At 66.7% G+C, this 20,911-nt stretch carries 19 protein-coding genes; 5 read left to right on the plus strand and 14 right to left on the minus strand.

Annotation, left to right across the window (positions count from 1 at the left end):
• Positions 1-91: 91 nt before the first annotated feature.
• Entirely contained in the window at positions 92-949 is an 858-nt protein-coding gene (locus BLV24_RS20625; RefSeq protein ID WP_092685436.1) for a DUF932 domain-containing protein, read from the plus strand.
• 555 nt (positions 950-1,504) lie between these two features.
• Positions 1,505-2,512 carry a replication initiator protein A gene (locus BLV24_RS20630; RefSeq protein ID WP_245710689.1) on the plus strand — a complete coding sequence of 336 codons (1,008 nt, stop codon included), beginning with the start codon at positions 1,505-1,507 and terminating at the stop codon, positions 2,510-2,512.
• A gap of 91 nt (positions 2,513-2,603) precedes the next feature.
• Here BLV24_RS20630 and BLV24_RS20635 read toward each other — a convergent pair whose 3' ends face one another.
• The 4 genes from BLV24_RS20635 to BLV24_RS20650 form a co-directional block, all read right to left on the minus strand.
• Positions 2,604-2,927 carry a ribbon-helix-helix domain-containing protein gene (locus tag BLV24_RS20635; protein WP_092685441.1) on the minus strand — a complete coding sequence of 108 codons (324 nt, stop codon included), beginning with the start codon at positions 2,925-2,927 and terminating at the stop codon, positions 2,604-2,606.
• Entirely contained in the window at positions 2,920-3,576 is a 657-nt protein-coding gene (locus tag BLV24_RS20640; protein WP_176954868.1) for a nucleotide-binding protein, read from the minus strand. The genes BLV24_RS20635 and BLV24_RS20640 overlap by 8 nt, the downstream gene beginning before the upstream one ends.
• A gap of 735 nt (positions 3,577-4,311) precedes the next feature.
• Entirely contained in the window at positions 4,312-4,647 is a 336-nt protein-coding gene (locus BLV24_RS22165; RefSeq protein ID WP_092685445.1) for a VirC2 family conjugal transfer protein, read from the minus strand.
• A 203-nt stretch (positions 4,648-4,850) separates the two neighbouring features.
• Positions 4,851-5,549 (minus strand): nucleotide-binding protein, encoded by a 699-nt coding sequence (locus tag BLV24_RS20650; RefSeq protein WP_176954869.1) that lies wholly within the window; start codon positions 5,547-5,549, stop codon positions 4,851-4,853.
• 327 nt (positions 5,550-5,876) lie between these two features.
• Between BLV24_RS20650 and BLV24_RS20655 the strand changes: the two genes are divergently transcribed.
• Genes BLV24_RS20655 through virD4 form a run of 3 tightly spaced genes read left to right on the plus strand, consistent with a single transcriptional unit; the run spans position 5,877 to position 10,155 of the window.
• Positions 5,877-6,317, plus strand: coding sequence for a DNA mobilization endonuclease VirD1/MobC family subunit (locus BLV24_RS20655; protein ID WP_092685449.1), 441 nt, complete (start codon positions 5,877-5,879; stop codon positions 6,315-6,317).
• Entirely contained in the window at positions 6,314-8,059 is a 1,746-nt protein-coding gene (locus BLV24_RS20660) for a relaxase/mobilization nuclease domain-containing protein (RefSeq protein ID WP_092685451.1), read from the plus strand. The genes BLV24_RS20655 and BLV24_RS20660 overlap by 4 nt, the downstream gene beginning before the upstream one ends.
• Positions 8,056-10,155, plus strand: coding sequence for a type IV secretion system ATPase VirD4 (gene virD4, locus BLV24_RS20665; protein ID WP_092685453.1), 2,100 nt, complete (start codon positions 8,056-8,058; stop codon positions 10,153-10,155). Before BLV24_RS20660 ends, virD4 begins: the two co-directional genes overlap by 4 nt.
• A 107-nt stretch (positions 10,156-10,262) precedes the next feature.
• Here virD4 and BLV24_RS23060 read toward each other — a convergent pair whose 3' ends face one another.
• The 10 genes from BLV24_RS23060 to BLV24_RS20715 all read right to left on the minus strand — a co-directional run bounded on the left by BLV24_RS23060 (position 10,263) and on the right by BLV24_RS20715 (position 20,900).
• Entirely contained in the window at positions 10,263-10,718 is a 456-nt protein-coding gene (locus BLV24_RS23060; RefSeq protein WP_425426117.1) for a Mov34/MPN/PAD-1 family protein, read from the minus strand.
• 34 nt (positions 10,719-10,752) lie between these two features.
• Positions 10,753-12,555, minus strand: a complete 1,803-nt coding sequence (locus BLV24_RS20675) for a ThiF family adenylyltransferase (RefSeq protein ID WP_092685457.1) — start codon at positions 12,553-12,555, stop codon at positions 10,753-10,755.
• A complete protein-coding gene (locus tag BLV24_RS20680) occupies positions 12,552-13,766 on the minus strand; it encodes an SMODS domain-containing nucleotidyltransferase (RefSeq protein WP_092685459.1) in 1,215 nt (404 codons plus the stop codon). Before BLV24_RS20680 ends, BLV24_RS20675 begins: the two co-directional genes overlap by 4 nt.
• Before the next feature lie 138 nt (positions 13,767-13,904).
• Positions 13,905-15,407, minus strand: coding sequence for an SAVED domain-containing protein (locus BLV24_RS20685; protein WP_092685461.1), 1,503 nt, complete (start codon positions 15,405-15,407; stop codon positions 13,905-13,907).
• A gap of 162 nt (positions 15,408-15,569) precedes the next feature.
• The gene (locus BLV24_RS20690; RefSeq protein ID WP_092685463.1) at positions 15,570-16,550 is read right to left on the minus strand and encodes an ATPase, T2SS/T4P/T4SS family; all 981 of its coding nucleotides are present in this window, start codon (positions 16,548-16,550) and stop codon (positions 15,570-15,572) included.
• Positions 16,550-17,827 carry a TraB/TrbI/VirB10 family type IV secretion system protein gene (locus BLV24_RS20695; RefSeq protein WP_092685465.1) on the minus strand — a complete coding sequence of 426 codons (1,278 nt, stop codon included), beginning with the start codon at positions 17,825-17,827 and terminating at the stop codon, positions 16,550-16,552. Before BLV24_RS20695 ends, BLV24_RS20690 begins: the two co-directional genes overlap by 1 nt.
• Complete coding sequence (locus BLV24_RS20700) at positions 17,824-18,564, minus strand: TrbG/VirB9 family P-type conjugative transfer protein (protein WP_092685467.1); 741 nt, start codon at positions 18,562-18,564, stop codon at positions 17,824-17,826. Before BLV24_RS20700 ends, BLV24_RS20695 begins: the two co-directional genes overlap by 4 nt.
• Positions 18,565-19,239, minus strand: a complete 675-nt coding sequence (locus BLV24_RS20705; protein WP_092685469.1) for a VirB8 family type IV secretion system protein — start codon at positions 19,237-19,239, stop codon at positions 18,565-18,567.
• Between the two features lie 66 nt (positions 19,240-19,305).
• The gene (locus BLV24_RS20710) at positions 19,306-20,451 is read right to left on the minus strand and encodes a TrbL/VirB6 family protein (protein ID WP_092685471.1); all 1,146 of its coding nucleotides are present in this window, start codon (positions 20,449-20,451) and stop codon (positions 19,306-19,308) included.
• A 32-nt stretch (positions 20,452-20,483) separates the two neighbouring features.
• The gene (locus BLV24_RS20715) at positions 20,484-20,900 is read right to left on the minus strand and encodes a hypothetical protein (protein ID WP_176954870.1); all 417 of its coding nucleotides are present in this window, start codon (positions 20,898-20,900) and stop codon (positions 20,484-20,486) included.
• Positions 20,901-20,911 lie beyond the last annotated feature (11 nt).

A 20,911-nucleotide genomic window follows, 5' to 3' on the forward strand; every position in this document is an offset into this window, starting at 1 on the left:
GGGTTTTCGGACGGTTCAGACCGGCGGAGGCGCCGCCCATCGGCGGAAAGGGGCGCGAGACCCCGCCGCCATCGCAACCAAGGAGACGATCATGATGTTCAACCGATACATGCGCGGGATGTCGAACGGCGGCATCGCCACCGGCGAGGCGCTGACCAATGCAGAGCTGCAGGCCCGCGTGCCCTCGATCTTCGCCGCGGAAGCGCATGAGAGCCGCAGCGCCCGCTTCACCCCCGTGCCGACCATCCAGGTCCTCGACGGGCTGCGCGCCGAGGGGTTCGAGCCCTTCTACGCCCAGCAGGCCCGCAGCCGGATCGAGGGCAAGGCCGCTTTCACCAAGCACATGGTCCGCCTGCGCCATCGCGGCCTGACCAATGGCGAGGACGCGGCTTTCGAGATCATTCTGGTCAACGCGAACGACGGGACCAGCTCGTACCAGATGATCCCCGGCTTCTTCCGTTTTGTCTGCGCCAACGGGCTGATGGCGGGCGAGACTTTCAACGAGGTGAAGGTTCGGCATTCCGGCGACGCCGTGTCCGAAGTCATCGAGGGCGCCTACACCGTGTTGGAGGAAGCCCCGCGCATCACCGAAGCCATATCCCGCTTCAAGGGCATCGTGCTGGAAGACCCCGAGCGCCTCGCCCTCGCCGAGGCCGCGCATATGCTGCGCTTCCCAAAGGCGCATGAGGCGCAGCCGACGCCGGCCCCGGTCCAGGCGGATGCGCTCGCCCTGCCCCGGCGGCGCGAGGATCGCGCAACGGACCTCTGGACCGCGTTCAATGTGGTCCAGGAGAACGTGATCCGCGGCGGGCAGCGCGGCATGGTGCGCACCGATCGCGGGTACAAGCGCCGGACGGTGCGCGAGGTGTCCGGCATCGATCAAGGCAAGGCGTTGAACCGGGCGCTCTGGACCCTGACTGAGCGCATGGCGGAGCTGAAGGCGGGCTGAAGATCGGAGGGGCGGGGGGTGATCCCCGCCCTTTCCCCGAGCCGAGACACCGCCGAAGCGGGCCGGACGCTGCGCGCCCGGAAACCTCTCGCCCCGCCCTCTGTCGAGGTCGGAAAGCCCGCCCGCCCACCCCTTTGGGGCTGACGGGCGATCTATTTCAAAATCGGCATTCATGTGATCCCTGGGAAATCTCGGCCTAGAGGAGGGGAGACAGTTTTCGCGAAGTGCTCTGAGAGAGTTAGATTCTGTTAGAGTCTGAGTTACGGGGTTTTCGGGGTGGGGCTAGGCATCTGATACAGCAGCATAAAAACCACTTTTGACGCCTCCCGCGGTGTGTGAAGTGACGAAAGCCGGTGTGCAAAGTGACGAACGCCGGTGTGCAAAGTGACGATGACGTCGCCGAGTTATCCACAGGCCACATTTTGCCGTTGGTGTGTGGAGTGACGAACTTTCTTGACCAGTGGTGTGTGAAGTGCCGATACTCCAGATGGTGTGTGATATGACGAATCTCGATGTTGTGGGGGCGTGTGTGAAGTGACGATAGATCGCTCGCCCTTGCTGCCGGATCGGCATCCTCAACGGGATCTGTTTGTCTGCGACATCGTCGATGCGGTGCCGAAGGGCGACATGTCGTCGATGGAGCACCCTGTGTTTTCGCTCTCGACCAAGCCGGACATGCGGCCCCGCCGCTACGAACGGGGCGGCAACTGGATCGAAATTTCACCGTCGCGCTATGGGATCGCCACGGTTCATGATCGGGACGTGCTCATCTACTGCATCAGCCAGTGCATGGCTGCGCTGAACGAAGGGCGCCAGGTCCAGCGTTCGATGCGGTTCAAGGCCTATGATCTTCTGGTTGCAACCAATCGGCAGACATCAGGGCGAGGCTACGAGCTTCTCAAGGATGCGCTGCGACGGCTCCAGGGCACCCAGATCGAGACTAACCTGCGCCAAGGCGGCAAAGAATACTTCAAGATCTTCGGTTTGGTCGAGTCGGCGCAGATCGTCCGTGAGACCCGGGACGGTCGAATGCTTGACGTCGAAATCACCCTCTCCGACTGGGTCTGGGACGCGATTGAGAACAACAACGTCCTGACCATGTCCCGGCAATATTTCCAACTTCGGAAGCCGTTGGAGCGACGTCTGTACGAGCTGGCGCGAAAGCACTGCGGCATGCAGCCGGAATGGAAGATCGGCCTTGATACGCTGCGGGAGAAATGCGGCTCAGGGTCTACCGACAAGGAGTTTCGTCGCCTGATCGGAAAGATCATCGTGGACGATGAGCAGCACGACCACATGCCAGACTACACCTTCACGATTGAAGGCGACAATGTCGTGGTCCGGCCCAAGCGGCTAATCGACGAGCAGCTTCCTCTGCCGAACCTGTCATCGCTGCACCTGAAAGGCGACACCTACGACGCGGCACGCCGCGCGGCGCCGGGCTGGGATGTGCACCATCTCGAAACCGAGTGGCGGTCGTGGGTCGTCGATAAGGGCATCGCCGTGAAAGACGCAGACCGGCACTTCGTCAGCTTCTGCAAGAAGCGCGGGCCGTATCGCTGATACGGCGCTTGGTCGGGCGTCCATCCCACGGCCCCGTCTCCGTGCTTCCGGATGCGCGCTCAGCTCCGAGTTGCCTGGGATGTGCGACGCTCTACGCGTCGCCACGGCTTGCCGGTGCGATCTCCGGCTTGTTGTAGGCGGCGAAGAGCCGGTTGAGTCCTTCAGCCAGCATGTCCTCCATCGTCCGGCCCTGCTCGGCCGCCAGGAGCTTCAGCTGATAGCGCACCTGGGGCGGGTAGTGGCCCGTGATCGCCTTGGTCCCGGCCCTGCTTGGCTGCTTCGCGGTCGCTTTCGGCTGAGGCTGCGGCTCGGCCTGTGGCGCGACGGCGGTGTTCACGGCTGTTGGGACCGTGGTGGCGCGCGTGCTGCCGCCGGCCTCGCGCATGGCATCGGCGATGGATGGGCGTTTAGACATGGTCAGCGCTCCCCGGCGTCACTTTCGGCAAGTCTAGAAGTATACTTACATACTCGTAAACTTGTCTAATCTCGCTTGCGGCCTTGCTCCGCGGGTCAATCTCTACAGCGCCGGCCCCTTGCGCATAGGCGTCTTGGAACGTGATGCGGTCGCCGATGGTCGCTGGACAGACAGGCATCCCCTGCTGTTCGAGCCATTGGGCGGTTTCGGTATGGCGATTGCCGAAAGGCTTGACCCGCGTCAGCACGGCGGCCCGCTGCTTGTCTCCCGCGAGGTTGATCAGGTCGGTGGTGGCCCGAATGGTTTTCAGGTCGATCACCGAGGGCTGCAACGGCACCAGCACCAGGTCCGCAACCCGAGCGCCCGCGAGCGCAGCCTGCTCAGTACGTCCGGCGGTGTCGATCAGAAGCAGGTCTACGCCCATGTCGCGTGCGCGGTTGATCACGGCATCGATGCGGGCGGGTTGTGCGTCGATGACGACCGGCGCGTCCAGCTGGCGGATGTCGCTCCATTCGCAAGCGCTGACCTGTGGATCGAGATCGATGATGGCGACGGTCAAACCCGCAGCGATGGCTTCGGTTGCAAGCGAGATTGCCAGCGTGGTTTTGCCGGTCCCGCCCTTCTGGCAGATGAGCGCTATGGTCTTCATGCAGACTTGCATCCTTGTCGTACAGACTAGAAGTATACTTTTATGCTTGTAGCCGCGCTGAGGAAGCCGCTCAAGGGCCTTGCCCTTGCAGCATGTGGATCTTCAGACGGTGCGGCACGCAACGCACACCCGCGCGGGGGCGCCGTCGCACGGAATGCTCGCCACCTGGCTCAGGGCCATGTCTGCGGGCGATGCCGGAGCTTCTGGTCAAGATAGCTGCGCTCGGTCTTGCCTGCGACAGGAGCAGACGTTCGGGACCTGCTACCGATCGCGACATAGAGGATGCCGCTAAGGCGGAGGCGGCAGGCTGGGCGTGGCTACGGGGCGCGATCACTCAGCGGAGGCTGAGCGTGACGAGTTCACTCCGGCCGCCCCCCCACAGACGTCTGCTTCGACGGGCAGATGGGAACGCGGACCGTAGTCCACCTGAGCCACGCCAGCGGCGCTGTGCGGGCGGGCGGTCTGGATGGCGCCCGTGGTCTCTCCGCTGAAGTGAGGTAGTTAGTATAGAAGTATACTTTCCATTATGTATGCTTCTCATCTGCATCGCCAATCGCCTACCGGCCAGGCAGCCCCTCTCCGGCTTGCGACCTCTGGTCTTTGTCGGCGCGCGCGCATCGCGGCGGACCAGAGGCGGGTGACTGAAGCAGTCCACAGCTGGCCGCTCATCTGCGACCGCTCAAGCGCCCCCGAGGCCTATGCCTCGGGGCTATGCAGTTCGATCTGAAGTGCTGATCAGCCCTCCTCTCTGAACTGCCATGCCAGCGCCTGGGACAGGATCATCCGCCCGAGCCGCCCCTCCTGCAGGATCCCCAACGGATCGAGCAGCTCGCGCGCCCGCGCCCAGGCAGCGGCGTCCATCGCCCGCCCGACCTGGATCGACTCCGACCTCCGCGGAGGCTCCGGGCTGAGATCGCGGACTTCGCCCGCCAGCAGCGCCGCCTCGTAGTCGCGCAGGGCGTTGGCGAGGATGATCCGCAGCGCCTGCTTCGCGCCATAGACCGCCTCGGCCCGGTCGAAGAGAGCAGAGCTGCCCGGGGCGGGCAGGGGCACGCTCGCCTTGATCGTCACGGTGGGCCCTCGTGCGCCTTCCTCGTCACGTGGAACCTGTCTCCGTCGGCGCGGCCTCGGCGGCGGTGCGGGCGCCGCCGCCGAGGCCGCAGCAGGGGGGCTCTCTCGGGCAGGGGCGGGCGATGCGGGCAGCGCCGGCGCGCCATGGCTGCGCAGCTCGACGAAGGCGGGGATGTCGGGGCCGGGGCGCTTGAGGGGCATGGTCAGGCCGCCTCCATCGCGTCCAGCATCTCGGCCGCCAGAGCCTCGGCCTCGCGCAGCGCAGCCCCGGTATGACCCGCCGCGATCCGCTTGCCCGGCTCCTGCTGCAACGCGGCGTGGTGCAGGTGCAGATGCCCCAGCCCCTTCAGATCCGCGAAGACCCGGCGCGAGGAGAGCCGCGCCTCGAAGATCGGCAGGGTCTTCAGGATCTCCAACCCATCACGCTCCCCGGCCGAGAGCCGCCCAGGCGTGACCCGGTTTATCGCGAGGCCGAGGGGCCGAAGCTCGCCTGCGCTGCGCATCAGCTCGATGACGTAGCGCAGGGTCTGGAGCGCCTCGTCCACCTCGATCGAGGAGAGGTTCGTCGGCACCACCGTCAGCGCGGCGTTCAGCAGGATGGTCTGGTTGAACTCCGACCCACCGCCGCGGGTGTCGACCAGGGCGATCTCGCAGCCGTTCGCCTCGGCGGCCTCGAAGGCCGCCTCCAGCGCGTCGAGATCGAGCGCCGGGTAGAGGGCGCAGCGGGCATCCCACTGGCCGCGGGCCTCGGCATGGCGGCGCCAGAGCGCGAGGGGCTGGTTGTCGTCGGCCTCGAACAGGGCGATGCGGCGGCCGCGCGCGGCGAGCATCGCGGCCATGGCCATCAGGGTCGTGGTCTTGCCGCAACCGCCCTTGAACGAGGTGAAGGCGATCAGCTGCATGGGCGTCTCCGTGGACCTGAGCGGAGGGGCGAGCCTGTAAAGCTGCAGACCTGCATTTCCGCAGACGGGCGGATCCGCAGGTCTGCAAAGCTGCAAACGAGCACGCTTGCAAACAGGCGTTTCCGCATTCGTGCAGATCTGCAAATCAGCGAAACTGCGTCCCTGCAATCCTGTATTTCTGCTGCTCCGCAGAGCTGCATTTCTGCAAATGGGCACATGCCATCTTGTTGGACCGCATGTGAATATCTCCTTCGAGGGGGATTCAACCGTGGCAGGATATATGCGGATGTAGAACATCCCCTCTGACCTCCCCCGAAAGCGCCGATCATGACTTCCGACGACCGGGTGAACCCCCCCACGGGACAACGCCCGCCTGCGCCCTCAGGCCGCGCCGACCGCACCATCTCGATCCGCCTGACCGAGGCAGAACTGGCCGAACTCGACGCCCGCATCGCGCCCCTGGGGCTGAAACGGAACCGCGCCCTGCGCATCGCCGCGCGCCGGATCGGGGGCTTCGTGGAGGCCGATCCGGCCGAGCTGGAGGCGCTGAAGCACGCCGCCGCGCAGCTCTCGGGTGTCGCGCGGAACATCAACCAGATCGCGCGCGTCGCGAACCGGACCGGCGATCCGCATCTCGCCGCCTTCCTCGAGGAGCGCCGGGATTTGGGCAAGGAGCTCTCGCGCCTCGCCGCGCAGCTGCGCCGGATGATGGACCTCGCGCAGCGACGCGAGGACGGTCTGCGGCGGCTTGAGGAGGCGTGGCGATGAGCATGGTCGCGGAGATGCTGCGCCGGGGCAGGGCGGCGCCGGCCCATGTCTCGCCGGTCGACGCGGTGATGGGTGAGGACTGGGCCGAGGTGGATTTTTCCCACGGCGCACGCCGTCCGACGCGGGCCGCGCTGATGGCGGCGCATCGCCAGGACATCCGGCCGGGCGGGGCGCCGATGCCGCCCGCTCTGCCGGGGCGGCGGGAGCAGATTGTCGTGAAGATGGTCCGCACGGGCGGCGCCTCGAACGCCGCCGGGCTGCGCGCGCAGCTCAATTACCTCAGCCGCGAGGGTGGGGTGGAGGTGCAGCGCTCGGAAGACTTCTTCGGCATCGGCATGGATGCGGAGGAAATCGAGAACGTCATCTCCGCCTGGAACATGCCGGGGGGGCAGCGGGGCGGGCCGGACCGGACCTCGCATTTCATCGTCAGCTTTCCGCAGAGCATCGATCCCGCCGCCGCCGAGCGCGCGGGCCGCGCCTGGGCGGAGGAGATGTTCGGCTCCGGCGCCTATGGCGGCGACTGCTTCGACTACGTCACGGCCTTCCACACTGACCGCGCCCACCCGCACATGCATGTGGTCGTTCACCGGCGCGGGCTCGACCATGACGGTTGGCTCAAGGTCTCGCGTCGCTCGGACGTGAACTACCAGTCGATGCGCGCGCTCGCCGCGGAGATCGCGCAGAGAGAAGGCATCGAGGTCGAGGCGACCCCGCGCCTTGCCCGCGGGGTCGTGGCCTTGCCCATTCCCGACGCCGAAATCCGCCGCGCCGCCGAGCAGGGCAGAGCGCCGATCGCGCCCGAGCACACGCTCCTCGGCGCAGCCAGAACGGCCGCTGCGATCGTCCACTACGCCCGTCGCTTCGCCGCCGAAGCGGCGCTGCTGGAGGACCGCGCCCCGGCGCTGGCCAAGCTGCTGCGCGAGGCCTCCCAGGCCGTCGCGGAAGGCCGCGAGCTGACCGAGGCCCGGATGGGCCGTCCCATCGATCCCGAGGAGGAAAAGACCATGGCCCAGACGTTGGCGGGCGCCCGGCAGGAGGCGCGAGACAAGATCGCCGCTGTTGACGCGCGGATCGAGGCGATGCGCGATCCCGTGGAGCAGGTGAAGTTCCAGCGCCAGGCGGCGATGATGAAGGCTGAGGCGGCGCCGGTTCTGGGCGACGCGGGGTTGATGAACTTCGCCAGGCCCGCCGAGCAGGGGCGGTATGCCGGGTTGCCTGCCGGCGAGGGGCGCGTTGACGCGATCCGAGCCGAAGCCGACCGCCGCGTCTCGGCCATCGCCGAGCGCGCGGGCCTCAACGGCGCCGCGATGGTGGAGCGATATTCCGGCGGCGCGCCCTCCCGTGCCCTGGCCGAGAGCTATGCGAAGTCGGAGGCGAAGGAGCGCGAGAACCGCCGCGCGATCACCGGCGCGCCGGAGGAGACGGCGGCGCAGCGCGACGCCGCCCTGACAGCGATGCATCGCGAGATCGGCGCGGTCTATCGGGCGGCGCGGGAGCTGGCGCGGCAGGAGGCAGGGCGCGACGAGGCGCCCGCGGCGGATCGAGCCACTGCGCCAGAGAAGGCGATGCCTGAACGCGCCACGCCGTCGCCCACGCGAGACGCCGGGGCAGGGCAGGGGCCCACATCCCGCCCCGCGCCCAGGGACGATGCCGATGACCAGGCCCGCCGCGAGCAGGAGCGCGCCCGGCGCATCGCCGCCCGCAAGGCGCGCGGCCGCGACGGCGGAGGGCACGGGCTGTGAGCCTCGCCCGGAACGACGCCCGCCGCGAGATCCTGACCCTCGCCGCCATCGGCCTGCTTGCTGGGCTGCTGCTCGGCAACCTCGCCGCCGGGGCCTTCGCCGCCTGGCGCACCGGCGGGACCGTGGGGGAGACGAGCTTCGCCACCTTCCTCGCCCACGCGCCCTGGGCCGTGGGGCGGGTGACCGAGCCGTTTCGCACCGGCCTCGCCATCCTCGCCGCCACCGGCCTCGCCTGCGCCGCGCTTCTCCCCGCGATCGCGCGCCGGCCGCAGCTCACCTCCCACGGCGCCGCCCGCTGGGCCAAGCCCGACGAGATCCGCCGCGCGGGCCTCTCCGCCCGGATCGATGCGCTGCAGGGTCCGATCTACGCCAAGCTCGGGGCGCCCGGCTCCAGCGCGCCATACCTCACCTCCTCCGAGATCCCGCATTCGCTGATCGCCGCGCCCACCGGCTCGGGCAAAGGCGTCGGCGTGGTGATCCCGACCCTGCTGACCTGGCGCGGCTCTGTGATCTGCCTCGACGTGAAGGGCGAGAATTTCGCGAAGACCGCCCGCCGCCGGGCCGCGCTCGGCGACCGCGTGTTCAAGTTCGCGCCCTATGATCCGGAGGGTCGCACCCACCGCTGGAACCCGATGGACGCTGTGGCCGATGCCGCCCCTGCCCGCCGCTTCACCGAAGCGCGCCGCCTCGCCGCTGCGCTGATCGTGGCGCAGGGCAACGCCACCAGCTTCCTCGAAGGCGCACGCGAGATTTTTGCGGCAGCCGCCTTGCTGGCTTGCCAGCGCGGCCGCCCGAACATCGGCGAGATCTACGACGCCCTCTCCGCCCCCGGCGAGCTGTTCGACTTGTTCGAGACGCTGGCCGAGGAAGCTGCAACTGAAGAAGCCGCCCGCATCTTCCGCCGCATGGCCGGGATGGAGAGCCGGATCCTCTCCTCCTACCTCTCGGTTCTGGCGGACGGTGGTCTCTCGCTCTGGGCCGACCGCATGGTGCGACGCGCGACCGAGGCGACGGACTTCGACATCGCGCAGATGCGGCGCGATCCGGCCTCGGTGTTCATCGTGGTTTCGCCCAACGACCTGATCCCGCTGGCGCCGCTGGTGCGGCTGCTGTTCCAGCAGACCGTCGCCCTGCTGCAGCGCGCCGAGCCGGGGGCGGACGAGCCATACCCGGTGCTTCTGCTGCTGGACGAATTCGCGTCCCTCGGCCGGATGGAGGCCCTGCAGCAAGGCATCACCACGCTGCGCAGCTATGGTGGCCGGGTGATGATCGTCGTGCAGTCCATCGCCTCGCTGCGCGACGGGCGGCTCTATGGGCGCGAGGGCGCCTCGGTGTTCTTGGCGAATTGCCGCCTGCAGCTGTTCATGGCCCCGGCGGACGAGGAGACGCCAGAATATGTGTCCCGCGCCATCGGCGACTTCACCCGCCGCGCGCGGTCGAAATCCTGGCGGATCGGCGCCTGGGAGACCTCGATGCAGGAACGTGAGGAGGGCGCCCGCCTGATCCGCCCCGAGGCGCTGCGCCAGCTCGGGGAGCGCAAGGTGGTGGCGCTGATCCAGAACCACCCGCCGGTGCTGGCCGAGCGGGTGACGTATTTTGAGGACAAGGCGCTGGCGCCGCTGTTCCAGGGGCAGACGGGCGCCGCGCCTGAACCGCGCTCGCTGGACGGGGCGGCGGCGAACCCGTTGGCGGCGGCGGGGCAGGGGAGGCGGGGGGAGGAGTCGGCAAGACCTGCGCCAGTCACCGTGGAGCCCGTCCCCCCGGGAATTGCGCAGGCCACTGACGAGCACGACCCCGAACCCGCAGTGGCGGTGGACGAGGCCACCCCGCAGAGCCAGGTGCGAGAGGCGCCGGCGGCCGAAAAGGACGAGGAGGACGGGACACCCACGACGAAACCCGGCGTGAAAGACTGTGCCCGCATCTCTCACGCTTTCGATGACCTGCTCGCGCGGGTGGAGGAGGCGGAGGTCAGGTTCGCCGCTCCCCCTGTCGGTGCCGGGTGCTGCGCTGGTCGGTGGCAGTCACCTCCGCTGCCTGAGGTGAAAGAGCTACCGTCAAGTCGGGCGGGGGGCGGCCGTTCGGCGGGCACCGCATGAATGACCAAAATGCACAGGAAGCTGCCCGAGGCCAGCGTTGGCCTTGCTGCCTTGCCTAAAGTATAGCGCGACAATATGGGTGAGGATGAGAACCTCAGTGACACAGTTCAAGGGCCGTTGCGGATATCAGCAAGCCTTTCGGTTCTTCCGGATCGGTTGGCGAGCGTTACAGCAAGGAGCGGGTCCTTTTCGAACGAGCCGCCTATGATCGCCAAAATAGGTCGCTGGCAGCGGTAGGATCGGTCTTCGGCAATTTTCTGAATTGCTTGTAGGTCATCCGAACTTGGGGATGGATGATAAGCAGGGTGAGAGTGCCACTCGCCTAGATAGTGGCTTCCGGCAGACCAGGAACGCCTAAGCAGCCAGTCCAGACCCGAGCGCCCTCGGATGAACCAGGTGGGGCCAGCCTCGGAATCAGACGGTGCAGCGGTTGCCTTCTCTACCCATGCGGATGAAAAGTCTGAAGAGTAACGCCCGATCAGAACTCCGCCTGTTTCGTTACCCTTCGCCGCGGTTGCCGCCGCAACCATGTCTCGGATCGCATTCGAAGAGAAGGTCACCACGGCACCGCCTGCGGACTTGAACCGGGCGCCTATCTCAACCTGCTCTGTAGTCAACGCAGCCCCCGTCGCCCAAATAGTGAATGCCGCAGGCGTCGGAGCGGGAGGCGAGCGCGCTCAAGATCACCCTCGCCCCGATGCCGGACCAGAGCTGAACATCCGCCGGGTTGGCGGGAAACACCGGGTGCCAACAGCCGATCCCTTCCATGACCGCCGCCCGCTGGACCGGTTGACCGAGGCTTTCGATTAGTGTCGAGAAGCGATGAATGACTTCGGCCGCGGCTAGCGCGGTCCCGTTCGACACCCAAGTAAGTAGCCCTTCCGCGGCCCAAGTCATCGACAACGAAATGAAAATTTTCTCGCGGTGCCAATCGATTCGCCCTATAGCACGCAGAACCGAATTTTCGCCGCTACAATCGAGGATGACGTCATACTCATCATACGGCGGATCGGACTGCACCCGTTCGGGGAAAGCCGATGACGCCGCCCTCGATCGCATGTCTGGCTGAACACGATTGAGCCGGTCTACAAGGCTCTCCGCCTTGTTGCGACCGATGTCCGTGAGATCGAGCGAGTGACGGCAGAGGTTGCCGGCCGAAAGGATATCGCGGTCCTGGACATCGATCTGGGTGATCCCGGAACGTGCAAGGGTCTCCGCCACCTGGCTGCCCAATGAACCGGCGCCAATCATCAGAACCTTGAGGTCGTCGACTGCGGGCTGCTCACGCATCCGAGTCCGCATCTGGTCGGGTGCCCAGTTTTCACACTTGCTCCAGGTCAAGCGCCGCCCCGAATGTGCCAAGTTGCCGTCGTGTCGCTCGCGATTTGGCTCCGTGTTTCGAAATCCGTCTATCTTCGCATTCTTCTTTGTCAGGGGGATGTCGGTGATCGCCAACCAGTGCATGCGGGCATCTGCGTCGCCGAACCGCTCCGGGACCGGGAAACCCAGCATCAGCACCGCACGCCCTCTAACTTCAGTGCGCCGTACCTGGCGACCGAGTGTTCTCAGGATCTCGCCCAGATCGTGCCCATCATTTTGTAGGCAAACGCGCAGTTCGTTATAGGTGCGCGGCAGTTGCCACGCGCCCATGATGGGAAGTGATGCAAGGCGCAGCCATCGGCATGCGACATCCATCGTGGAGGCTTCAGAGATGCGGTCACCCCATTGGGGAGCATGCAGAGATGAGCCGTCCTGCCCTGACCACGACCGCACCGCCACGACGCTTTTTTGCTTCGACACTTCGACCAGCGCGGCGCCCCCAGATCGGTCACCCGCCGAAATCCACCTCCCCAGATCGGTGTCGCTCTCGGAAAAGCCGATCAGCATGGAGCCGCCCGCTCCCGGCAGCGGAGGCATCTCGAAATGATCTCCGGGAAGATGAAGGCGGCCATTGCTGGCCGCTTCACACCATTTGCCGAACCGGTCGATTGCCCAAACAAGACGATCAGTCAGATCAGACGGCTCATCGGTTCCGCCGAGCCGCTCTCCCCAGACTAAGCTAGACTCCGCTATGCAGGGATGACCATCGCGCCACGGCTTGTCTTCTACCGCATCGCCAACAGGGTTCTGATGCGGATATGTGTCCCGCGGTCCAAGGACGACATCAGGAAACACGGCGACTTTCGCTGGGAAGCTGCTCGTCTCGACGACCAGATGCCAGCCACTTTCAGCCGGAAACCCGTGACCGCCCGGCACTTGCACCGTGACCGGCAGCGACAGAGTCCGCCCTCTCCACTCCTGCCATCGGCCGCCTGAGGAAACTGGACCAGCACCTCCGGTAAGGAGCTCCGTCACGGGAAGCAGTGCGGGCGGAAGCGCATCGGCTTCCAGAGATCTCACGCGAAACGATCCGATCTAGCGACGGAAGTCACAGCGGGCGGCGCGGCAAATTGTGCCGGAACCCGATCGCCCCCGCGCGGGGGCGGAAGCGGGAACCGGTCGCCCAACATCCGCCGCCACAAGGCGCCGGACACGGCGGCGTCTTCCGCTTCCAATGCCTCTCGGGCTAGCGCCGCGAAGCCGTTAACGATCTCCACGAAGGCCTCGAAATCCTCAGGGGAAAGCCGAGCAAGCACGTTGTGCTCCGCTACTCCATGGTCCGCCAGCGCCGGGACATCCCGAGCCCGGGCACGCGAAAGCCACTGGTCTCGGAAAGCCTCGAAGACTTGGACGACCCCTTCCGCGGTCGTCAGGTCTGAGCCGTCTTCGAGCAAATACCCGACCATGTGTTCGAGCGGATAACCTTTAGGATACTTTGGAAGCTTTTCCGCTTTCTCGAGACGCCACCATTTTATGACGCGAACCACGTTCAGATAGGTCCGATTTGTCCGGCGGTTTTTCTCAGCGGTCCACGAGATCTGGAGAAGAGGATGGGTCCGCCCCCAGGTCTTGGTATCGCGATCCGGGAGCCAGAGCGGGTTATCCTTCCAACCTTGGGGGGGCGCGTCATCGAGCACCTGGGTGACGCTTTCCGTGAGCATCGGGGCGGGACGCCCGAGTTCGTCGAACACGTTGCGCTGCCGCCATCCGACATTGAGGCGCCAGCTCATGTCGTCTTCGAGCGTGTCCAGCGACCGTGCCGCATCAGACCGATAGATCGCCGCGATGTCCGAAGCCGCGGTCAGGCTCGCATCTTCGGTAATACCATGCGGCGTCCCTGAGGGGCGCGGTAGCGCGGTAATGACCAAGTCCATATCGACCGCAGACATGGTGATACCGAAGGATCGCCCCTGAGGGCGCCACTTTTCTTTGTAGTACTTGTCGAGAAACGCCACGAAGAGGTTCATAGCGTCTTCAGGTCGGACCTTCTCATGGTCGATGTTGGTAACCACAACGATATCGACGTCCGGACGCTTTTCGCCGAGCGGCCGTATGGCTGTCGCCCGACGGATGCTGCCCTGCAGAAAGGTGGAGACGACAATATTCTTCAGATCAGAGTCGGCCGCCAGGCGGTCTCGAAGCGTTTTCGCAGCGGCCCGCCAGGCCTCTTGCTGAGGGTCCGTTGGCCGGATCTGACTGAGGAATTCCTTGAACTGCACATCCAGCTTCATGCTGAAAATCCATATCCGCGATGAACCATTGGCAATCGAAGCAACGAGACAACCAGTGTTCCGGCGCAGAATGTGGTGTGGTCGAGGCGTTCGCCATCAACATAAAGGGGTCGAGCGCCGCAGATCAAGAGCCCACGGTCAAGTTTCGAAGCTCGGATAGTAGGATCCGTCCGTTTCCCGCGTGAGGTCGAATTCGTAGAGCACGCAGGGTCCCAGCATCTGGGTTTGCTGACCAAGGTAAAAGGAAAACGCGTTCGGTGCGGACAGGAAGACGTGCACCCTGCCTTTGACGGCAATTGTGTTCGAAACCTCTTCAGCCGCGAGAGATGCTATTCTCAGAGCGTGTTCGCCACCGCGGATGGCCTTCAGCCCGGCACCTTCTTCAGGGATCACGTGCAGGATCTTCCCTACCGACGGCAGGGCCCGCGCCACATACTGCTCCACTTTCGGAAGCGCATTCCGAGCCAAGCTCAGCACCAGCGCGATGTCATCACCCTCACCTGTCCGGATCTCTGTTAAAATCGGCTCCGGCCCGGGCCTCTGGTCGTGAGTGTCCCAGACCTGCCGAGAATTTCCATAGCCGATCTGCACGAGTTCGACCGCCGCACCGGACTTGAGGTTGAGGCTTGTCCCGGCGAGGAAGGCAATCGATGCGGGTGCCTCCAAGAACAATCGGATCTCAGGACCTTGTGCAAGTTCGGATGAGAGAAACGCGCGAACCTGATCGCGAACGTCGTGCCAGCTCCGGTCGGCGCGAAGAAGGCGACCCTTGAAGTGATCTTGCAGAACGAGCGTGTGTTCTGGTGCGGCCAGCGCGATGTCAGCAGGCAGCGCGCGCGGCTCGTAGGTGTTGATAGCCACCCCTCTCTTAGCGCCACCTTTGAGCGGGATGAACCAGCCTTCCTCGTCGCACAGCTTTCGGAAGGTGGCCCGGTCTAGACGATTGATATTCTTGCTCACCAGGGTCCGTGCGGCCTCATCGTAGATGAAGGTGCTTTCGGCGTCGCGCCCCTGAAGTCTGACCAAGCGAAAATGCAGGGCCACATCATCGCGAAGCGCATCCAGCGACTTTGCACCCTTCTCGATGTGGAATCCCTCTAGAACGGACCGAAGCTCTTCGTCCGAGTTCAGCTCGAGATGCTCGCGCCAAAGCTTCCGGACCTCCCCCATCCGGCTGCGGTCGGTGGTTGTATTGAAGAGCTTATCGAGCCTGAGCGATCCGTCCTTGCCGCTCACCAATTCCGTGAGTAGGTCCCCCTCCTTAAGGCTGTAGGTCGTGACGAAGTGGAAGGCGGAGTTAGGTTCGCAATCGGTCTTCGCATTGCGCAGGCGCTGTAGTAACGAGACGGCGGTGGCGCGCAGGAAATCGGGATTGACAAGATCCGCATATCCGAAATGGCCGCTGTCGTCGGTGTGCCATTTGATCTGGAAGTACTCGGCGACAATGCGATCCGGGCCGCTCGTGTTGCGCCGCCCCGGATTGTATTTCACTACGATGTCGTCGAACGCTTTCGGGCCATCTGCCTCGAAACTGACCTCGACGACGTCAGGCCGATCGTCATCCAGAAGCGCCGCGGCGTGGATCCAGAACCGCCGGGACTGGTAGTTGTCCCCATGCCAGCGCGATGTGATATTGGCCATGCTTATCTTCCCGAAGGGATCCCTGTTGCTTCAAAGGCAAGTCAAAGAAGGACTTATGAGGTTCCGTGGGGAAAGCCACCAGAGAGCCTCGGACATGGCGTTGTATTACTGAGACGGACTCATGTTGTGAATCCTGAACGTTAGATTCGGGCCGAAACCGCCTCACTCCTCTCCCATCACCTTCACGCCCAGCACCCCGCGGCGCCCGCCCTTGCGCCCCAGCTGCACCACGAGATCCACGCTTCGCCGCGAATAGTCCAGCAGCTCGGCGCGGGTCAGCGTGGTTCCCGCACGCAGGGCCATCCCGGCGAGGCGCTCCAGCGCGAGGTCCGGCGTGTCGGCATGGATCGTGGTGAGCGAGCCCGGATGTCCGGTGTTGATCGCTTCGAGGAAGTCGAAGGCCTCGGGGCCGCGCAACTCGCCGAGGATGATGCGGTCGGGCCGCATGCGCAGGGCGCTTTCGAGCAGCAGGGCGGGGGACCGGGGGCTGTCTCGGCGGCGCTCGGCGATCAGGGGGATGGCGTTGGGGTGGGGGAGGAGCAGCTCCCGCGCGTCCTCGATGGTCAGCAAGCGCTCGGCGGGATCGACCAGCGCGAGCAGCGCCCTCGCGAAGCTGGTTTTGCCGGAAGAGGTGCCGCCGGAGATCAGGATGTTGAGGCGTTCGGCGACGGCGCGCTGAAGGAGGGTCTGGAGCTCACCCGCTTCTGCGAGATCGCGCAGGGCGGCGAGGCGAGCGCCTCGCTCTGCGTCCGCGTCGCGGCTTGCTCCATCGAGGAACCTGAAGGCCGACAGCTCCGGTCGCGCCTCCCCGAAGGCGCGGAAGGAGAGCGCGGGGGCGCCCTCGACCGCGGGCGGGGCGGCGATCTGCAGGCGCAGCGGACGGCCGAAGGCGGTGAGGCGGCCCGAGCCTAGCGGATGCCGCTCGCCGAGCGCGTTGTTCGTGGCGCCGGCGAGATTGCGCGCCATGGCGGCCTGGCGCTGGGGAGGCAGGCTCAGGTCGAGCGGCTGCATATGGGCGGCGCCGTGCCGCTCGATCCAGGCGCCGCCGTCGGGGTTGATCGCGATCTCGGAGGTGGCGGGATCGGCGATGAATTCGCGCAGGGGCGCGAGATCATGCTCGGCGAGGGTCGCGGGCGCGTTCATCAGAACACGAGATCCCGATTCACGATGACGGAGATCCGCGCTCCTTGGTCGACATAAATCACCGGGGGCAGCCGCAGGTATTCGGCCATCACGTTCTGGGTCGTGCGGCGGGCGTCGTCGCCGACCTGCTCGGCGGCGTCCTGCGAGTTCGCGTCCGATCCTGCGGCAAGGTTCGGGGCGAGGCTGATCAGCGAGATCAGCGCGGCGGAGCCGAAGCGTTCGGCGAACCGCGTGTCGAGCTCGCCATCCTGGCCGGAGCGGCCGATCGCGTCGGCGCCGTAGCCGCCGAGCGCGACCGAGACGCCCTCGGGCGTGACCGCACGGCTCCAGGCGACCTGCGCGCGGGCTTGCGCGATGGAGACATCCGCATTGTAGCGCCCGATCAGCCGCGTTCCCTTGGGCAGCAGCACCGCCGAGCCGTCCCAGGACCAGACGTCCTGCGAGATCGCGGCGCGCACGATCCCGGGCAGCTCGGTGCTGATCGCGGTTTCCAGCACCGCGTCGAGCGAGGTTCCCTGCACGATGGTCCGCGCCGGATCGCCGATGGCGCCCGCCTGCGCGATGTCATGGGTGGCGATGGAGGCGGCCTCCATGAAGCGTTCCTTGCCGGACAGGCGGCGCGAGGGGCCGGGGGCGGCGCCCGAAGCAGCCAGGGTTCCGGCATCGAGAACGATGCCATCCGAGGCGACCTGCGCCTCCTGCAGGGCGCGACGGCGGGCGCGTTCCTCGGCGTCGCGGCGCGCGGTTTCGGGGTCCGTGGCCGAAGCGGGTTCGCCCGAGGCCTGCGCGGCGAGAGCTGCGCGGTGGCGCTCCTCCATCAGAACGCGCTCACGGTCGAACTGGGCGCGCAGGGCCTCTGCCTGGTCGTCAAGCAGGGCGCGGATTTCGCCCGCACGGGCGGCGTCGGCGCGGCGCATTGCGGCGAGCTCGGCCTCGAGCGCGGCGAGGCGGGGGTCTTCGCGCGTAGGCTCTTCCCGCTCTTGCGGCGGAGGCGGCGGAGCGATTTCCAGCGACGGCGGGTCCGGCTCGGCCTGCCGGGGCAGGGTGATTTCGGTGGAGATGCCGGGCGCGTCATAGCCAGCCTCCTGCATCTCCTCGGCCGAGGAGGTGCGGGCGAAGAACGCGGTGACCTGCTCGGGCGCGAGCAGCAGCGCGCCGACCCCGGCGAGCAGGGCTGCCAGCGCCGCGCCGCCGAGCAGGCGACCCGGAGCGCGGCGGGGGCCGCCTTCCATCGCCTCGCGGCGGGCGGAGAGAAGGGTGTCGCGATCCTCGCTCATCGCTCGGGCGCCTCGCGGCGCGAGGCAGGGGCGGCGACGGGGCCGAGCGCGGCGCCATGGGCGATGGCGGCGGCTTCCTCCCCATAGCGCAGGGTCCAGCGGGCGGAGACGCGGTCGGCGGTGAAGCCGTCTGCGTTCTGGACGGTGTTGACCAGGGCTTCTTCGCCCGCGGCGTCCACCGCGAAGAGCGCCGGGCGCGGGGCGTGCCGGGGCAGGCGGAAGGTCGTTTTCACCCCGTCGTCGAACACGGCGAGCGGCCTCAAGGCGGCGTCTCCCGCCCAGTGGTAGTCCCGGTCCTTCGGGCGCGAAGCGGCAAGCGCGGCGGCGCGAGCCTCGGCGGCCTCTTCCTCGGGATAGGTGAAGCTGACGCGATAGGCGTGGTGGCGCGATCCGGCTTTCAGCCAGCGGGCCCGCAGCTCGAACACATAGGACCGTCGGTCGGTGATGACGTTCATGTTGCTCGCCGCCCCCGCGATCAGAGGTTTGATGGCGAGCACGTCGCCGCGCTGCAGCCGCACGATCTGCCACGACGCGCTGTCGCCGACTGAGACCGACTGGATCGCCTCGCCGGGCGCGAAGCGGATATGGGTGATGAACTTCATCGCGAGGTCCAGCCGGAACACCTCGTCCGGGTCATAGGCGAGGCTGCGGATGCGCGGATCCGGCCCGACCGGACGCGGAGCGACCTCGGCGATGACGGGCGAGGCGATCAGGGCGGCGAGGAGCAGGATTCGCATTCAGCCCTCCCTCGGACGCAGGGTCTCGGCGTCGACCCGGTAACGGGTGACGGTGAAGCCGAGCGGGTTGGCCCAGACCTGCTCCAGCGTTCGCTCGACGCGGGGACGGAAAGCGAAGCCGATCGTGGCCACGAAGTCGCGCTCCACCGGCTGGATCCCGGGCTTTTCAAGACGGCGGACGAAGCGGACCTGGGCTGCATCCTCGCTCAGGATCGAGACCGCGCGCACGCGGACCGAGATCCGCGTCTCGGCGCCATAGAGGTTCGGCGGATAGTTTTCCGCCGCGGCGGTCCAGAGGGCGCGAAGCGAGACGTCGGCCTGGCCTTCGGAGAGGCCCGCGACCATGGGAATGCGCTCGGCATTGTCCGCGGGATCGTAGGTCTCGCGGGAGGCGACGTAGCGGACCAGTTCCGCCTCGCGCACAGCGTTGCGCTCGGCGAGAGAGCCTGGGCGGGTGGAGACGACGAGCTCGCTCTCGCCGGTGCTGCGGTCGACCATCACCACATAGGGGCGGATTTCCTTCAGCGGCAGGGCCATGGCGAGGGCGAGCGAGGCGCCCAAGGCCGTCAGCAGCGAGACCCCCGCCACGCCCCAGGCGATGGAGCGCTGTCGGCGCAGGGAGAAGAACAGCTCGGTTTCAAATGCGAGCGCGGTCGAAGCGGGGGAGGGCGGCATGGGGACTCCGTCGCGGAGCGCGGCGCCATGGTCGCCGCGGCTGATCGGGTGAATGGGGCGGGAGGGTCAGGAGCGGTCGGTGACGACCGGGCCTGACCGGCGGGCGTCGCGCGCCTCGCCGCGGGACTTCGCGGCGCTGTAGACGCCCGCGCGCCCGGCCTGGCGGGTGGCCGAGCCCGGCGCGAGCTGGCCGCGCTCTGCCTCGCGCTCGCTGAAGGCGCGGGAGCGTTCCTCGCGAATCTTCGCGTTGCGCTCCCAGTCGCGATAGAGGCTCTGGATGCGGCTCGCGCCCGGATCGGGGGTGCGGGCGGCCCCCAGCGCCGAGGTCACGGCGGCGGAGACCGGTCGGGCACGCTCCTGCCCCGCGGAGGCCGCAGAGGCGCCGCCGCGCGCGGCGCGCGCCGCCATGCCGGGCCCGTCCGCGGTGGCGACGATGGAGCCTGCGAGCCCATTCACCAGCGTCGGCACCTGGATCATCAGGAAAATCGCGGCGACCCCGACGATGATGAAGCCGGCGGCCTCGCTCAGCTCGGCCGCGCCGCCCGCTTCGTCGATCATCTCCTGCCCGATGCCGACGATCGCGCCCATGACGCCCGCCAGCACGAGCGGGATCAGGGCGAAGCCGATGGCGAACTTGGCCCAGGCCTCGAACAGGTTGGAGGTCGCTTTGAACATCAGCGCGGTCAGGAAGACCGGCGCGAAGGAGACGGCCATCGCCAGCCCCACTTTGCCGAGCGCGGCGACGATGATCGCCACGCAGGCCATGAGCGCCCCGATCAGCCAAACTGCGAAGGACATCAGCGAGATCGAGTAGAAGGCGCTCTCGTCCGCGAGAACTTCCGAGAAGTCGAAGAGCTCGGTGATCATCTCGTCGAGGGCGACGTTGAGGTTCGGCGCGCCGGTTGCACCGAGCAGCTCGGCGCCGATCGCCCCCGGCGTGTTGGTGAGGATGTCGTAGAAGGGCTGGAACTGCGCCCAGCTTGTCGCGACCGCGGTGATGGCGACGTAGCGGACCGACCATTTGAGGTAGTCGGCCATCCGCACTGGCGCGAACTGCAGCGCGGCGTTCGCGCCGATGAAGCAGATGCCGACCACGCCCATGGCCTGCAGCATGGTCGCGACCTCGCCGCCGAACGTGGCGAAGACGCCTTCTGCGTAGCCCGCGATCTTCTCGTCGATCTTGTCGAGCGTGTCCTGGATGAATGTCGCCACCGAGCAGCTCCTTTGATCTTGTCTGCTCGTACTCAGCGCCCGCGCGTGATCGCGCCGACGCTGCCGCAGAACTTGATCGCGTCCCGGAACCCGTCGTTCTCAGCCTGCAACGCGAGAAGATGCGGGCGCAGAGCGCCTGCAGAGAGGCCGTGGAGGTCCTCCGGCACCATCGCCGCGATGGCGTTCCAGTCCCTGCGTCCCTTGAGGCAGGAGATCTCGTAGGGTTCTCCCGCAGCGAAGGCCTCGCACTGGGCGCGGACATAAGCGGCATCCCAGCGGACTCGATACTCCTGCAGGATCGAACGCATGCCGGGATTGTCGGCGCGGGTCTGCAGCTCGCTTTCGTCGACGCTGCTGGAATAGCTGCACCCGAAGGACCGCTTCTCCTCCGCCGCAGCAATGCCAGCCGCCGCTGCCAGCGCGGCCGCCAGGATCATCGTCTTGCGCATCATGCTTCTCC

Source organism: Albimonas donghaensis (genome assembly GCF_900106695.1).
GTDB lineage: Bacteria > Pseudomonadota > Alphaproteobacteria > Rhodobacterales > Rhodobacteraceae > Albimonas > Albimonas donghaensis.

Bases quoted from the DNA above. Each gene is read 5' to 3' on its own strand.
- BLV24_RS20655 (WP_092685449.1), top strand. From the start codon at position 5,877: ATGACTTCCGACGACCGGGTGAACCCCCCCACGGGACAACGCCCGCCT.
- BLV24_RS20705 (WP_092685469.1), bottom strand. From the start codon at position 19,239: ATGCCGCCCTCCCCCGCTTCGACCGCGCTCGCATTTGAAACCGAGCTG.
- BLV24_RS20660 (WP_092685451.1), top strand. From the start codon at position 6,314: ATGAGCATGGTCGCGGAGATGCTGCGCCGGGGCAGGGCGGCGCCGGCC.
- BLV24_RS20685 (WP_092685461.1), bottom strand. From the start codon at position 15,407: ATGGCCAATATCACATCGCGCTGGCATGGGGACAACTACCAGTCCCGG.
- BLV24_RS20640 (WP_176954868.1), bottom strand. From the start codon at position 3,576: ATGAAGACCATAGCGCTCATCTGCCAGAAGGGCGGGACCGGCAAAACC.
- BLV24_RS20635 (WP_092685441.1), bottom strand. From the start codon at position 2,927: ATGTCTAAACGCCCATCCATCGCCGATGCCATGCGCGAGGCCGGCGGC.
- BLV24_RS20695 (WP_092685465.1), bottom strand. From the start codon at position 17,827: ATGAGCGAGGATCGCGACACCCTTCTCTCCGCCCGCCGCGAGGCGATG.
- BLV24_RS20690 (WP_092685463.1), bottom strand. From the start codon at position 16,550: ATGAACGCGCCCGCGACCCTCGCCGAGCATGATCTCGCGCCCCTGCGC.
- BLV24_RS20625 (WP_092685436.1), top strand. From the start codon at position 92: ATGATGTTCAACCGATACATGCGCGGGATGTCGAACGGCGGCATCGCC.
- BLV24_RS20715 (WP_176954870.1), bottom strand. From the start codon at position 20,900: ATGCGCAAGACGATGATCCTGGCGGCCGCGCTGGCAGCGGCGGCTGGC.
- BLV24_RS20700 (WP_092685467.1), bottom strand. From the start codon at position 18,564: ATGCGAATCCTGCTCCTCGCCGCCCTGATCGCCTCGCCCGTCATCGCC.
- BLV24_RS20680 (WP_092685459.1), bottom strand. From the start codon at position 13,766: ATGAAGCTGGATGTGCAGTTCAAGGAATTCCTCAGTCAGATCCGGCCA.
- BLV24_RS20650 (WP_176954869.1), bottom strand. From the start codon at position 5,549: ATGCAGCTGATCGCCTTCACCTCGTTCAAGGGCGGTTGCGGCAAGACC.